At 64.4% G+C, this 13,764-nt stretch carries 13 protein-coding genes; 8 read left to right on the top strand and 5 right to left on the bottom strand.

Annotation, left to right across the window (positions count from 1 at the left end; genetic code table 11):
• Positions 1–6: 6 nt before the first annotated feature.
• Complete coding sequence (locus B047_RS0101880; protein ID WP_018465266.1) at positions 7–651, bottom strand: ammonia-forming cytochrome c nitrite reductase subunit c552; 645 nt, start codon at positions 649–651, stop codon at positions 7–9.
• A gap of 227 nt (positions 652–878) precedes the next feature.
• Between B047_RS0101880 and B047_RS0101875 the strand changes: the two genes are divergently transcribed.
• The 3 genes from B047_RS0101875 (at position 879) to B047_RS0101865 (ending at position 3,495) form a co-directional block, all read left to right on the top strand.
• On the top strand, positions 879–1,400 hold the full coding sequence (locus tag B047_RS0101875) for a hypothetical protein (RefSeq protein ID WP_018465265.1): 522 nt from the start codon (positions 879–881) through the stop codon (positions 1,398–1,400).
• Positions 1,401–1,706: 306 nt separating this feature from the next.
• Complete coding sequence (locus B047_RS0101870; protein ID WP_018465264.1) at positions 1,707–2,990, top strand: flavin monoamine oxidase family protein; 1,284 nt, start codon at positions 1,707–1,709, stop codon at positions 2,988–2,990.
• A gap of 100 nt (positions 2,991–3,090) precedes the next feature.
• Positions 3,091–3,495, top strand: coding sequence for a hypothetical protein (locus B047_RS0101865; RefSeq protein WP_157205777.1), 405 nt, complete (start codon positions 3,091–3,093; stop codon positions 3,493–3,495).
• Positions 3,496–3,588: 93 nt separating this feature from the next.
• Here the strand turns inward: B047_RS0101865 and B047_RS0101860 are convergent, their stop codons facing one another.
• Complete coding sequence (locus tag B047_RS0101860; RefSeq protein WP_018465262.1) at positions 3,589–5,103, bottom strand: hypothetical protein; 1,515 nt, start codon at positions 5,101–5,103, stop codon at positions 3,589–3,591.
• A 473-nt stretch (positions 5,104–5,576) separates the two neighbouring features.
• Between B047_RS0101860 and B047_RS0101850 the strand changes: the two genes are divergently transcribed.
• Both B047_RS0101850 and B047_RS0101845 read left to right on the top strand, forming a co-directional pair.
• Positions 5,577–7,205: an alpha-amylase family glycosyl hydrolase gene (locus B047_RS0101850; protein WP_018465260.1), complete on the top strand. Its 1,629-nt coding sequence runs from the start codon at positions 5,577–5,579 to the stop codon at positions 7,203–7,205.
• Positions 7,206–7,209: 4 nt separating this feature from the next.
• Complete coding sequence (locus B047_RS0101845; RefSeq protein ID WP_026234492.1) at positions 7,210–7,683, top strand: low molecular weight protein-tyrosine-phosphatase; 474 nt, start codon at positions 7,210–7,212, stop codon at positions 7,681–7,683.
• Here B047_RS0101845 and B047_RS0101840 read toward each other — a convergent pair.
• Both B047_RS0101840 and mqnB read right to left on the bottom strand, forming a co-directional pair.
• The gene (locus tag B047_RS0101840) at positions 7,657–8,262 is read right to left on the bottom strand and encodes a cyclase family protein (RefSeq protein WP_018465258.1); all 606 of its coding nucleotides are present in this window, start codon (positions 8,260–8,262) and stop codon (positions 7,657–7,659) included. The two genes, B047_RS0101845 and B047_RS0101840, sit on opposite strands and share 27 nt — an antisense overlap.
• 9 nt (positions 8,263–8,271) lie before the next feature.
• The gene (mqnB, locus tag B047_RS0101835; protein WP_018465257.1) at positions 8,272–8,940 is read right to left on the bottom strand and encodes a futalosine hydrolase; all 669 of its coding nucleotides are present in this window, start codon (positions 8,938–8,940) and stop codon (positions 8,272–8,274) included.
• 415 nt (positions 8,941–9,355) lie between these two features.
• On the opposite strand from mqnB, the gene B047_RS0101830 reads away from it, so the two are divergent.
• Positions 9,356–10,216 (top strand): ABC transporter ATP-binding protein, encoded by an 861-nt coding sequence (locus B047_RS0101830; RefSeq protein WP_245533673.1) that lies wholly within the window; start codon positions 9,356–9,358, stop codon positions 10,214–10,216.
• The gene (locus B047_RS0101825; RefSeq protein WP_157205776.1) at positions 10,209–10,961 is read left to right on the top strand and encodes an ABC transporter; all 753 of its coding nucleotides are present in this window, start codon (positions 10,209–10,211) and stop codon (positions 10,959–10,961) included. Before B047_RS0101830 ends, B047_RS0101825 begins: the two co-directional genes overlap by 8 nt.
• Positions 10,962–10,963: 2 nt before the next feature.
• On the opposite strand, the gene B047_RS0101820 is transcribed toward B047_RS0101825, so the two are convergent.
• Positions 10,964–12,631, bottom strand: coding sequence for a glycerol-3-phosphate acyltransferase (locus B047_RS0101820; RefSeq protein WP_018465254.1), 1,668 nt, complete (start codon positions 12,629–12,631; stop codon positions 10,964–10,966).
• A gap of 118 nt (positions 12,632–12,749) precedes the next feature.
• Between B047_RS0101820 and B047_RS0101815 the strand changes: the two genes are divergently transcribed.
• Positions 12,750–13,718, top strand: coding sequence for an alpha/beta hydrolase (locus B047_RS0101815; RefSeq protein WP_018465253.1), 969 nt, complete (start codon positions 12,750–12,752; stop codon positions 13,716–13,718).
• Positions 13,719–13,764: the final 46 nt, after the last annotated feature.

The following is a 13,764-nucleotide window of genomic DNA, read 5'->3' as shown; positions in this document are numbered from 1 at the left end:
TTCCCCCTAGCGGTGACAGACTGAGCAGTCGGTCAAGTTGGCCTGGTTCACGCCGTGGGCCTTCACCAGCCTGCGTCCCAGCTCCAGCTGTTCGGCGGGAGGTTGGTAGTTCATGTTGAAAACCTCTTCACGGGGCCTCAAATACTTCTCTGGAGCTCGGTGACAGTCCAGGCAGAAGCGCATCTCAAAGGCCTTGGCCTGGTATAGCACCGGCATCTGGTGGACCGGCCCGTGGCAAGTGGCGCAACCCACCCCCTTGGCCACGTGAATCGAGTGGTTGAAGTAGACGAAGTCGGGCACCTCCACCACCCGGTTCCACGCCAGCGGCGTGCCCTTTTCCCAGCTCTCGCGCACCGGGGCCAGGAGGGGACTCTGCGCCCTGACCTGGGAGTGGCAGCTCATGCAGGTCTCCGTCGGCGGCAGGCCGGCGTAGCTGGCCTGCTCGACCGCGGCGTGGCAATAGCGGCAGCTAATGCCCATCTCGCCGGCGTGCAGGGCGTGGCTGAAGGGCACCGGCTGGGGGATGGGCCTCCCGACCCGCTGATCAAACCCCCCCACCGCCACCCCGGAGAAGACCACCAGTAGCACGATGGCGACGGTCGTCAGGCCCCCATAAAAGAGCACCTTGACCCACAGGTTGCGCGCGCGCATTCTCGGCACGGCCAAAACCTCCTGTCGTGGAGCCGATTCAATGCTTTGAACTGCATTAGAACAAGCGGTAACCATTCGCATATAGGGACATTTGTCCCGAGCGCTCAGAGAAGACAGACCCTCAAATAGCCTGGAATCCTTGCGAAATGGGGAATATGCGGCATGTTGGGGACTGCCAGTCGAGATGCGCTTTGTCCCGCGGGAGCCCATCGCTGTAAGATCGGGGCATGGGCTACCGTCACCTCTACCTCGAGGGCGTAAGCTCCCAGGAAGTACGTAAAGCTTTGGGGGAACGCGGAGCGGAGGTCGTCGGGATAGCCGGTGGGGTTGTCGTGGTGCTCGAGCCCCCCACCTTCGAGAGCTACTACACCCAGCAGGACGAGATCGTCCCCCTTGCCGCGGGACTCTCCGGCCAATTGAATACCTTGGCTTTTGCGGTGCTGAACCTCGAGGAGGAACTGCTTTTGTTCTGGGTTTACGACCGCGGTGAGCAGGTCTTCGCCTACGACTCCAACCCCATGTACCTCGGCTGCCCAGCCTGCTCGTACGTGAGCCAGACGGTGGGACCCGAGGCGGGGGATGTCGAAAAACTGGCCCGGCTGTTCGGACACCCGCAAAAGGCCAGGGTGCTCAGGTCCTGGCTGGGGCGCAGGCGTGGTCTGGGGTTCTTGCGTGAGAGCCAGCGCCACGCCGAGATCGCCCGGCTGCTGGGGTTGCCTGGTCCCTCCCTCGAGCCCGCCTCAGGCTAGGCGTCAGGATGCCGAGGGAACGAAAAAGCAGCCTGGGTTTCTCTCAGCTTCGCTTCATCGGCTAAACTGGGGGTACCCCGGAAATCAATCCGGGGAAATCTGGAGCAAAAGGAGGAACGCACCCAAATCGTTGGCTGCGTCGCCATCTCGACGCATCAACCGGCGCTATAAGCGCGAAACTCGACGAACTGCCACCATGCCGTATGCCACGGCACGATGGAGCGACTAAGTCGGCAGGGTGATGCCCGAGCATCCACAACAATTCTCGGGAGAAAGGTCAGAAGCAGTGTAGAAAAAGGTGTTTGCATGATGACGCTCGTGATCGGAGCCGGCGTCGCGGGTTTAGCCGCAGCCCAAGACCTCACGGCAGCAGGACACAAGGTTCGAATCCTTGAAGCTAAAAACCGCGTCGGAGGACGCATCCACACCAACCGCGACTTCGCGGAGGTGCCCGTCGAACTCGGGGCCGAGTTCGTCCACACCAGCGTGGTTCCCACCTGGGAAATCCTAAACCGAGCCAAAATCAAAACCCATTACATCAACCAGCAGAGCGATCTATGGATCCGCCTGCCGGACGGCACCGTTCGCACGGTGGGCGAGGAGGTCAGTTTTTCCGGCGTACCGCTGGGATGGCCCGAGGCGCAGGGTGAGGAGTCGGTGGCGGCATACCTAAAGCGCCTGGGGCTCGAGGTACACCAGGCTCCCTACAAGCTCCAGGAGTACATCTCCGACTACGGGGATCCGGACAAGCTTTCGGTGCGGGCCGCGCTCGAGTTCATGCTCGACCCCACCTCGGAGGAGGGGGACTACCGCCTGCTTCCGGGCTATGACCGTGTGGTCCAGGCCCTGGCCGAAGGGTTGGACATCGAGTTGGGGGCAGTGGTGGATACCATCGCCTGGGGTGGCCCCGGCGTGACCGTGATCCTGGCCGATGGCCGGGCCTACAGCGCCGATCAGGTGGTGATCACCCTCCCGGTGGGGGTGCTCAAGGCGGGCAGGGTGCGCTTTGTACCCGAGTTGCCCCAGTGGAAGCTCTCGGCCATCCAGCGGTTGGGTGTGGCCACGGTACTCAAGCTGATCTACCGCTTCGATGAGCCCATCCTACCTAAGGGGATCAACGGGCTGTATGTCTGCGGGGGCCTGCCCGACGAGTGGTGGTCAAGCTCGAAGGGACAGCGCTATAGCGGCGAGCTTATGACCGCTTTCGCCGCGGGCGAAAGGGCCCGGCGGTTGCTCGAGCTGGGCCAGGAGCGGGCGCTGGCCGTGGGCCTGGCGACCCTGCGCGAGGCCCTCGGTCGCCCCGACCTCACCCCCTCGGCTCAGACTTGGAGCCACTGGCAGGACGACCCCTACGCCCTGGGCGCTTACAGCATGGCGGTGGTGGGCGCCACCGATGCCCGCGCCATCTTGGCTCGCCCCGTCGGGCATAAGCTGTTCTGGGCCGGCGAGGGCACCGCCTCCAACGCTTGGGCCGGAACCGTCCACGGGGCTTTGCAAAGCGGAAGGCGGGCCGCCGCCGAAATCCTGAGCACCCGCAAGCAGACCCTGGCCCTACCCGACCTGTCGCAGCCGGCGGCCCGGGCGCTTTGAGTCCCCCGCGGGAAGCTCTCCGTCATCGTAGCAACGAACGCTTTTAAGCCTTCGTTAACCCTGCCCCGCTCGAGCCCGCTACCTGGCTAGATTGGGGGGTATGCACAGGTGGATGTGGCCGCTGCTGCTGCTGGCACTTGCGGGCTGCGGTGAGGTGGGTGTGCCTGGCGGTGGGGGAGAGCCCAACGACTTCACCATGACCTGCACCCCCAGCCCGTTCTCGGTGCCCAAAGGAGGGCAGGCCACCCTGAGCGTGACCGTGACGGACCTCAAGGGGCAGGTGGCCAAGGTCCAGCTCAAGTTCGAAAGCGGCACCGTGGGGGTAGACGGTTCCCCCCTGACCCAGGTGGTGGAAGGGGCCGGGAGCGCCCAGTTTGCCATCTCGGTCAAGGGCAACATCACCGACAACAAGCCCTTCTTCTACATCTACGGCCGGGGAATGAACAGCGAAAACCGCAGCTCCGGGATGCCGCAGAAAGACTGCCGGGTGCAGTGGAGCTACTAGCCCCCTCGAGCGACAAGACTCCTTGCACAAGCCGCCGATCGTCGAAAGGGCCGGGTCTTGGACCCGGCCCTACCACAGGCGTTCAGCGTGTGGCTAATTGATCGACCCCAGGCTCCCCTCGAGCTCCACGTCGTTGTTGTGCCCGTCCCGCACGTAGAGCCCGCGCCAGGCGTCCTCGGTGGTGAAGTGGCCGTCGAGGCTGATGGAGAGGCCGGGCTTGACGTACTGCCGCACCGCGCCGGGGTTGGCGGGGTCCATGCCGGGGTTGAGGCCGTAGACGTCGGTGTAGAAGTAGCCGTCCTTCTTGCCGTCGGAGAGGTCGAGGGACTCGAGATAGGACACCTTGAGCTTGCGGATGCTTATCGTGCGGCGGGTGGAGGAGCCGTCGTTGATTCTGAGGCTGCTGCACTTGTAGTCGGCGCAACTGGTGGCGGGGTTTTGGATGTCGATCCCGATTACCCGCTCGTCGCACTCCATACCTAGGGCACGCTCACAGCCGCCGTCCCACTGCTCGTAGCCGCCGTTGCCGTCGCTGGCGACGCGGATGCGCTTGGAAGCGGTGGTCTCCTGGGCGATCTTGGCCTGGTCGGGACAGGCGTCGGGGGTGATGAACTGTTCGGAGTCGTCGTTCTCCCTCGAGAAGCCGAAGTCGCCCTTGTAGCCGAGCTCGAGCAGCAATTGCCCGGTGCGCAGGTCGGTGGCGGCCAGGGTGACGGTGTGGAACCGGGCGCACACGCGCTGATTGGTGCTGGTCTCGGAGTGCAGGTTGATGTACCAGCCGATCTGCTTGGCCTCGTCCCGCATGGCGAAGCCCTTGAAGCCCTCGCCGCGCTCGGGCTGGTTCTGGTTCTTCAGCGCCACGTAGGTGAAGGCGGCTTTGTAGCCGATGAGGCCGGGGTCGGAGTTGTGCTCGTGGCGGTAGTAACACCAGTAGACGGGGTCGATCTGGGGGTGCCAGCCCTGGAACTCGTTGCCGTCGGGGCCCACCACGCGCCAGGTGTCGTGCAGCCAGGAGGGGCAGTCGGTGTTGGGCAAGGGCCTCTCGCTGATGCCGGGTGGCAGCGCGGGCTCGCTGGAGGCTTTTCCGCCCGCTTCGGCCAGCAACACGGTGTATTTGCCGTTGTTCTTGCCGGGGCCACCCAGGGCGATCTCGCCCTTGCTGAAGTCTTTGACGAAGGCGCTAAGGCCTTCGGGCAGCGCTATTCGCTCCCAGCCGATGAGCCACAGCGGCACCGGGTCGATCTTCCAGATCACCGCCACCCGCGCGTCGCGGTTGAGGGTCAGGCGTAACCAGTCGGCGCGGATGCTCTCGGAGGGGGGCACTGCGAGCTCATCCCAGCCCTCGAAGCCTCTGAACGTCGACTGCCGGGGCCTGTAGCGCACGCCGCCGTAGCCCGCCTCGAGGCTCACCGAGCCGTCGTCTTCCCTGTGCTCACTGACGTAGTAGTAGCGGGCCAGCAGGGTGGGTGGGATGCCGTACTGGGTAGTCAGTGGATGCACCACACTGTCCCTGTCCACGGCCGGAGGCCGCTCGTTGCTGCCGAAGCCGCCGGTGCACGCTGCCAGAAGCAGCAGGCTTCCCAGGATCAGGCTTATGCGCTTACCCATCTCTCCCCCTTACGCTCATGTCCGAACGTAGCACGGGTCCTTGGGGATGTAGCTTGAGGCATCCTTAATCGGATTAGCGCTTCGGCTCTCCACCGCGCGCGAATTAACGCTTCGTGGGCGACAGGCTTTCCGGCTTGGGGATTGCACGGGTATGAAGGAGGTGAAAATTGAGCTGGACCCTCAATCCCCGCGCAGACCGTGCGCTGTTGAAGCCACTATCCCTTCCATCGGCCTGTTGAGCAGCCTCCACCGCCCGGCGGATATTGTGCCAGATGACCCGGCCTCGAGCCCTGTAGCTCCTACCCTGAGGGCGTGGACTGGAAGCTGACCGACACCCCCTGCATTCCAAGCGGCAAGCTGGCCTGGTTGATCGCGCTGCTGTCTTTGGCCGCCTTTGCCCTGACCTGCTTGGCCGCCCTCTAGCCACCCTCCGAACCCACCCCGGCCCGCTACAGGATATGCTTGTGGGCGTGATGAGCGAACGTCCGTGGTGGCAGACTGCGGTGATCTACCAGATCTATCCCCGTAGCTTTCAGGATTCCAACGCCGACGGTATCGGCGACCTCGAGGGCATCCGCCGCCGGTTGGGCTACCTGCGCGACCTGGGCGTGGACGCCGTGTGGCTCTCGCCCTTCTATAAGTCGCCCATGAAGGATTTCGGCTACGACGTAGCCGACTACTGCGACGTAGACCCCATCTTCGGCACCCTGGCCGACTTCGACCGGCTTCTGGAGGAAGCCCACCGGCTGGGACTGAAGCTGATCATCGACTTCGTGCCCAACCACACCTCCGACCAGCACCCCTGGTTTTTGGAGTCCCGCTCGAGCCGGGATAACCCCAAGCGCGACTGGTACGTCTGGCGCGACCCGGCCCCGGACGGCGGTCCCCCCAACAACTGGATGGCCTACTTCGGTGGCCCGGCCTGGACCTTCGACCCCCACACCGGCCAGTACTACCTCCACCAGTTCCTCCCCGAGCAGCCCGACCTCAACTGGCGCAACCCCGCGGTGCGCCAGGCCGTTTACGAAGCCATGCGCTTCTGGCTGCGGCGCGGCGTCGACGGCTTCCGCGTGGACGTGATGTGGCTGCTGGTCGAGGATGCGGAGTTTCGCGACGAACCCGAGAACCCCGCCTGGAAGGAAGGCGAGTGGGACCGCGGACGCCACATTCACATCTACATGGAAGACCAGCCCGAGACCCGCGAGATCGTGCAGGAGATGCGGGCGGTGCTCGAGGAGTTCACCACCCCCGGCAACGAGCGCATGATGGTGGGGGAGATCTACCTCCCCTACGACCAGCTCATGCCTTACTACGGCACCGCCGAGCGCCCCGGCTGCCACCTGCCCTTCAACTTTCACCTCATCTTCCGGGGCATGAACCACTGGACCGCCGAGAACATCCGCCACATCGTCGAGGAGTACGAGGCCAGCCTCCCGCCGTGGGCCACGCCCAACTGGGTGCTGGGCAACCACGACCAGCACCGCCTGGCCAGCCGCATCGGCCACGCCCAGGCCCGGGTCGCGGCCATGATGCTCTTCAGCCTGCGCGGCTCGCCCACCTGGTACTACGGCGACGAGATCGGCATGGTGGACGGCATCATCCCCCCCGAGAAGATCCAAGACCCCGCCGCCCTGCGCCAGAAGAACGTCCACGGCGAGCACGGCCTCGACCCGGGCCGCGACCCCGAGCGCACCCCCATGCAGTGGACCCCCCACGCCTACGCCGGCTTTAGCACGGTAGAACCTTGGCTTCCCATAAACCCCGATTACCTGCCCCCGCCGGCGGGGGCGGGGCGCAACGTCGAGGCCCAGGACGCCGACAGCGAGTCCATGCTGACGCTGGTGCGTACCCTGTTGGTGGTGCGGCGCGAAACCCCGGCGCTGCTCGGGGGCGACTACAAAACCTACAAGAGCCCCGAGGGCGTGTTCGCCTACCTGCGCGGCGGCGAAGTGCTGGTAGCGCTCAACTTCACCTCCGATCCCCAACGACTCTCGGTCCCTGCTGGTGAAATCCTGCTCTCGACCCACCTCGACCGCTACGGCGCGGTGGGTGGGGTGCTCGAGCTGCGCCCCGATGAGGGCGTGATCGTGAAGCTCCGATAAAGCCATGATCAGAGTTTTGTTCGTCTGTATGGGCAATATCTGTCGCTCGCCGATGGCGGAAGGGATTTTTCGCAAGCTGCTTCGGGAGCGGGGCCTCGAGGGCCGCTTCGAGGTGGATTCTGCCGGAACTGGCGGTTGGCACGCGGGCGAAGAGGCCGACCCGCGCACCCGGCGCGTGCTGGAGCGCCACGGCGCTTCTTTTGCTCACCGTGCCCGGCAGGTGAACGCCCAGGATGCGGAGTACGACCACATTTTCGTGATGGACCGGGAAAACCTGACAACCCTGCGCCGGATGCTGCCTCAGGCTCAGTCTAGGATTCGGCTGGTGATGGACCTGGCGGGCGGGGGAGAGGTGCCCGACCCCTACTACGACGACCTCGAGGCCTTCGAGCAGGTGTACGCGATGCTCGAGCGGGCCATCACGGCTTTCTTGGATCAGGTAGCCCCGGAGCTAGCGAAGGATGGCCCGCACCGGTGAAGCATCGGCCCCCTCGAGCCGCAGCGGCAGCGCGATCAGCTCGTACCCGCCCGGCCTCACCGTCCCCAGCGCGAGTCCCTCGACGATGTAGATGCCATGCCGGGCGAAGGCCTTGTGGCCGGGCAGGTCCTTGGAGGTGAGGGGATCCACGCTGGGGGCGTCGGTGCCGAAGAGCTTTACACCCCGCTCGGCAAGGTAGTCCACGGCGGCGGGCAAGACGTGGGTGAACTCTTGGGGGAAGTCGCGCCACTCGTCGGGTTGGCCGGTGTAGAACAGCACCCGCTCGGCGCGCAGCTCGAGCGAGCGCAGGAAGGGCGCGTCGAGGGCCCGCTGGCCCCGGGCGTCGACTACCTGGCAGGGGCCGATGAGCACCGAGAGGGGCACGCTCTCGAGCTTCCCCCCGTCCTCCACATAGTGCCAAGGCGCGTCGAGGTGGGTGCCCAGGTGGGTGGTGGTGGTGAGCTTTCCCACGTTGACCGAGGCTCCCTCGCGCATCTTCCAGGTGAGCTCGAAGCTGCAAGGTGTATCGCCGGGCCAGACCGGGTGTCCGTCGTAGAGGCGGCGGGTGATGTCGGTCATGCCCCGATGTTACCGGAGGACCTGCGTAAGGGCGGCCTCGAGCGCCTCCACCGCCTGCCGGATGCGCCACTGGGCCTTGTCGCGCACCCCTGCTACATTCGACACCGCGCGCAGCTCGGCCCCGGGCAGGCCCAGCCACAAGCAAGCCTGGGCAAAGGCCGCGCCCTCCATGTTCTCCACGTCGGCTTCCCACTTGCGCGAGAGCTCTCTGGCCTCGGTGGGGTTTTCCGACACCAGGTCGCGGGTCAGGAAGCTCCGCACCGGAAGGTCCAGCGTGGCCTTGAGCTCCGCCGTGAGGGCTTTGTCCAGCGGGAAGCGGTTGTGGTAGTGCAGGGGCGAGCCCTCAGGACCACCCACGACCAGCGTGGGGAAGCCCATGCCCTTCATCCCCCCGTCTTTGATGCCTAAGTCGGCCTGGATCTCACGCTCGGCCAGCACCACGTCCCCGACCTGCAACCCCGACTCGGCGTAGGCCCCAGCAATGCCAAAAAGCAGCGCCCACCCGACCCTGTGCCGCTGGGCATAGGCCGCCAGGGTCATGGCGGTGTTGACCTTGCCGATGCCGCTCTCGAGCCACACCCACCCCTCCCCGCGCAGCCCGGCGCGGCCGTGGAAGGTAAACTTTCGGCCCTTGAGGAAGGCGGCTTCGAACCGGGTGGGGCTCAGCAGAAGCATCATGCTGATCCCTACTCTAGCGTGGGATGACGCAAAAAACGACAAATAGACCAAGTACAACAAAGAAATATTGATTTTTTTTTTTTCTAACCGCGTATACTTTGCCGGGGTGCCCCAGAAAGGAGGTGCGACGCAGTGCGGGAGTTTATCATTCGCCTGATTGCTGAAGTAATCTGCTTTGTGTCCAACGGCTGCTAGGCGGAACTACTTGGGGGTTTGGATGATCACCAAGGAATACATTGTTGCTCTGCTTGATCACATCTTTTGCGTGCTGGGCTGGTGCTAGGGATAAGCGCTAAAATGCGCTAGGATTAGAGCCAATCGCAGAGGCACGGGGTCTTTCCCGTGCCTCCCAAACAAAAAGGTAATGATACAGGTTAAATCTATCGAAAAAACCTACACCTCCAGAAAAAACACCGTGCGGGTCTTGGAGGGGGTCTCGCTGGAGGTGCGCCCCGGGGAGGTATGTGCGCTGCTCGGTCGCAACGGCAGCGGCAAAACCACCACTATTCGGATTATTTGCGGCCTGGTGCTTCCAGATGCGGGGCGGGTTAGCATCAACGGGTACACCCTGGGAAAGCCTGAATACATGGCCCAGTTTGGGGCCCTCATTGACACCAACCGGGGCTTATATCCACGGCTCTCGCCCCTGGAAAACCTGAAGTACACCTGCATGGTGCGGGGGATGTCGGGCAAGGCCGCAGCCGAGCGGGCCAAATACCTGCTCGAGCTGCTGGGGCTATGGGACAAGCGAAACGCCCCCACCCAGACCCTATCCAAGGGGATGCTCTCCAAGCTGGCCTTTGCCAATGCCATTGCGCACGACCCCCCGTTCGTACTGCTGGACGAACCCACGCTGGGGCTGGACATCGACGCCGCCGAGGTACTCGAGGCGCAAATCCAGCAGATGGCCCAAAGCGGCAAGGGCATCCTGCTCACCACCCACCAGATGGAGGTGGCCGAGCGGCTGGCCTCCCGGGTGGCCATCCTGACCAAAGGCCGGATCGCTGTAGACCAGCCCAGGGCCGAGCTTATGGCCATGTTTGCCCGGCAAAGCTACCGGATTGTGCTGGCAGAGCCGCTTTCAGGGGTCAGTTTGCCGATGGCGCACAGCTTAGATGAAACCCGAAAGGTTCTCGAGGTCGCCCTCGAGCATCCCCAGCAAATCTACGAGCTGATGGAGATCTTACGCCCCAGGCCCATCCAGCAGATCGAGAAACTCGAGGCCGATCTGGGCGAAATTTTCAAAACCCTCACCAAGGAGCCACACCATGTCTAGACTCCGCCACCTCCTTTGGGCCGAGCTCATGCGAAGCTGGCTCGAGCAAGTTCGCTACCCGCTGCAGTTTGTACTGGGGCTGGTGCTAATCGGACTCATCTTCTACCTTTTGACCGGTTTTGCCAGGGTCGCGGGCGCGCTGGATGCCAGCGGTGCCCAAACCGCAAAGCTTCTGGTAGGGTACCTGCTCGGCCTGTTGGCCGTCGGCATCATCGGCGCACCAGCCGCGCAGGTTGGCAGGGAAGCCAAGGCGGGCACGCTGGAAAACATGGTGCTCTCGGGTCAAGGCCTGACGGCTTTTTTTGTGGTGCAGGTGCTGGCCCGGTTTTGGCTCAACCTGCTCCAGTTTGGACTACTGTTTTTGGTCTTGGGCGCTATCTTTAAAGCCAATTTTGTGTTTGGCTGGCCACTTCTGCCCGCCTTCTTCTTGTTTATCCTCACCTCGTTGGGCCTCGGCCTGATGGCTGGGGCTGTCATCCTCTTGTTCAAGGAAGTGAGCCAGGTCTTCACTCTGGCGCAACTGCTGGTGTTTCCAGCGGTCATCGTTGAGCTGCCCCAGCTTCAGTGGTTTCCCCTGACCCTAGGGGCGAGCGTCTTCCGAAAGCTCATCCTAGGAGCCAGCGTGGCTCCGCTGGAATGGGCCATCCTGCTCCTAGGTACGGTAGCGGTGTATAGCCTCGGGGTCTACTTCTTCCAAAGCGCAGACCTACTGGCCCGGAAAAAAGGTCTGCTGGGCCACGAGTAGGGCTAATCTACCACCTTGAACCCCAGCGCCTCGGCCCGCTCGACGAAGAATTGAATGTTCTCACTCTTGGTCTCCCCGCCCAGGCTCTTGCGCTCATAAGCCCCTTCGGCGGCCAGGATCATGGTCTCGGCCAGGCAAGCGGGCACCGCGCCCTCACCGAAGTGGAGGTTGAGGTTGCCGCTCATGGTTCCAGGGGGACGCACCACCCCGCCGGGGATGACCCGCACGCCGGGGAGCTTTTTCACGTCGGGGTGCACGTCGGGGGGCACGCCCTCGTCGTAGATCCAGGCCCCGGGCTTGACGTGCTCGGGGAAGATCACCGCTTGGGGGTCGGAGGTGGCGCTGAAGATCAGGTCGGCTTCCTTGATGGCGGCGATGTCGGTGGTGACGACGAGATCGGGCACCTGGCCCTTGCGCTCGAGGTTCTTCCGCAGGCTATCGGCGCTCTTTTCCAGCCGCTCCATGTTGCGCCCCACCAGGATGAGCTTTCCCACCAGCGGGGCGATCTGGCGGGCGATGCCGAAGGCCACCACGCCGTTGGCCCCTACCACCGCCGCCGTGCTCTGGCGGAGGTCGTGGCCCATCTGGGAAAAGTGGGCGATGATGCCGGGAATGGCGGCCTTGACGGTGCCGGCGGTGTAGGCTCCGCCGTTGGTGACCTCGATCTCGGGCACGGCTTCCTGCACCCGCTTGCCCTTATCGCCCACCACGCTCCAAAAAGCCCCCAGCCCCAGCACCGTGCAGCCGAGTTCCTTAGCCAGCCGCGCGGCCTGGATGGCCTTCTGGGTGGCGAGCTCGGGGTTGGAGGTGATCTGGTGCGGCAGCAGTGGCGCCGAGATGAGGTAGCACCGGATCTCGCGTCCGTCGGCGGTCCTGATGCCCCGAAGCTCTCCGTTCTTCATGGGTCGGATCAGGGCGGTGAAGCGCTCGAGCAGACCCTGCGAAACCCAGCCCCGGTCCACCAGGGGCTTGAACCAGCGAAAGCGCGGGGTCTGGAAGAGGTCGTCGAGGGTGAGGGGGTGGATCATGAAAGCGCACACGGCCTGCTTTTCCGAAGGCAGGGGCAGGGGCTGGCCCAGCTTTGGTTCGGTGCCCTCGAGCATGCGCCCGATGTTCTCCTTGTAACGCCACAAAGCCAGCCCCAGCAGCGCCAGCGCGGTCAGCTTGGCCCAGGAAGCCACCCCCAGCCACAGCACCGACAGCGCCAGCAGGCTCACCACGCACAGCCCCGCCAGGCTCATCCAGCCGGTGGTGGCGAGGGCGACCAGCGCCGCCGTGAGCGGAAGCAGGGTAGCCCAATAGGGAAGGCCTGTGAAGAATAGCCCCACCAGGATGCCCAGCAGCACGAAGCCCCCGCGTCCCCGCAAGGTCGTGCCAGAAGTGAGGACCGGCAGGGGATAAAGATGTCCGAGGTAGGCCGGCAGGGCCATCATGAGTCCACCCTCGAGCCCCCACCCCCGACCCAGCAGCACGGCCAGCAGGCCCTTGAGGAAGTCGAGGCTCGAGGCCAGCAGCAGCGGCCCTGCACCCAGTTGCCTGAGGGCGCTCTCGAGGCCCAGGTTGTAGGCCGAGGCCCAGCGGGGTTCCTGATGGCTCAGGCGGCGAATGGCCCAGTAGCCCAGCGGCATTGAGCCGATAAGGTAGGCCAGAATGCCTAGCACGACGATCACGGCACTTAAGATACCCTACCTGCTGAAGATCGGGTGTTGGGGGCCCAACGCCCAATGGGGGGACTTTGCCCTCACGCCGAGGGAGGTAGACGCGGCATGAGGGTTAAGCTATCCCCGTATGGTCGAGGTACGCTCGCGCTTCGTGACTTTTCATCCACCGGCCAACGCCCGCTTTCTCATAGGCGACTTCACCGACTGGGACAAGCGCCCCATTCCCATCTCCGACCCCCTCACCCTCGAGTTTCCCCCTCACGCCTACGTCGAGTACGCCTTCCTCGACGCCCAGGGCCAGCCCTTCCCCGACCCCGACAACCCCCACAAGGCCCAGAACCCCTGGTGGAGCTATCCCCGCGCCATCGAGCTGCCGGGGTTTCGTTATGAAGCTCCTCCCCGGCCCAGCAGTGAGGGTAAAGGGGTGCACCGGCATCGGCTCGAGTCGAAGGTCTTCGGAAGCACCCGGCGCTACTACGTCTACGAACCCTCCCAAAGCCCACGCGCCACGCTTTACATCCAGGACGGGGTGGCCTACTACCGCACCGCCCAGTTCGCCGACATCGCCGAAGCATTGTGCGAGTACGGCGAGATCGAGCCCCTGCGCATGGTGTTCATCGAGCCCGAGGACCGGCGCACGGAGTACTGGTTCAACCCCAAATACGAGGAATTCCTGCTACAGGAGATCATCCCTGCCGTGGAAGGACACTACGGAAAGACCGAGCAGAGGGGGCTGTGGGGGGCCAGTCTGGGCGGGGTGGTCTCGGCCTGGCTGGCATGGCGCAACCCCCAGCTTTTCCAGGTGGTGGGTACCCAGTCGGCCTGCCTGACCCTCGAGCCCGGCGGCAACGACAGCTACACCGCTCCCGAGTGGCTCACCCAGCAATACGCCCAGGCTGAGCGCCTGCCGCTGCGCTTCTACTGCGAAACCGGCCAGATCGAGTGGCTTCTGGCTCCCAACCGCCGTTTTGCCGCCATGCTGCAGGACAAGGGCTACCCCCACGCCTACACCGAGCGCCCCTCCGGCCACAACTGGATGACCTGGCGCCAGGGGTTGGCTCCGGGGCTGCGCTACCTGTTTGGCAAGGCCCGCTAACCTGGCTCCCAGACTCCGCCGAAACCACCAAAACGCAGCCTGACCC

The sequence above is a fragment of the Calidithermus timidus DSM 17022 genome, from assembly GCF_000373205.1.
In the GTDB taxonomy this organism is placed as follows: domain Bacteria; phylum Deinococcota; class Deinococci; order Deinococcales; family Thermaceae; genus Calidithermus; species Calidithermus timidus.
Note: the sequence above shows the minus strand (reverse complement) of the source record. Positions and strands in the feature narration are given on the sequence as shown.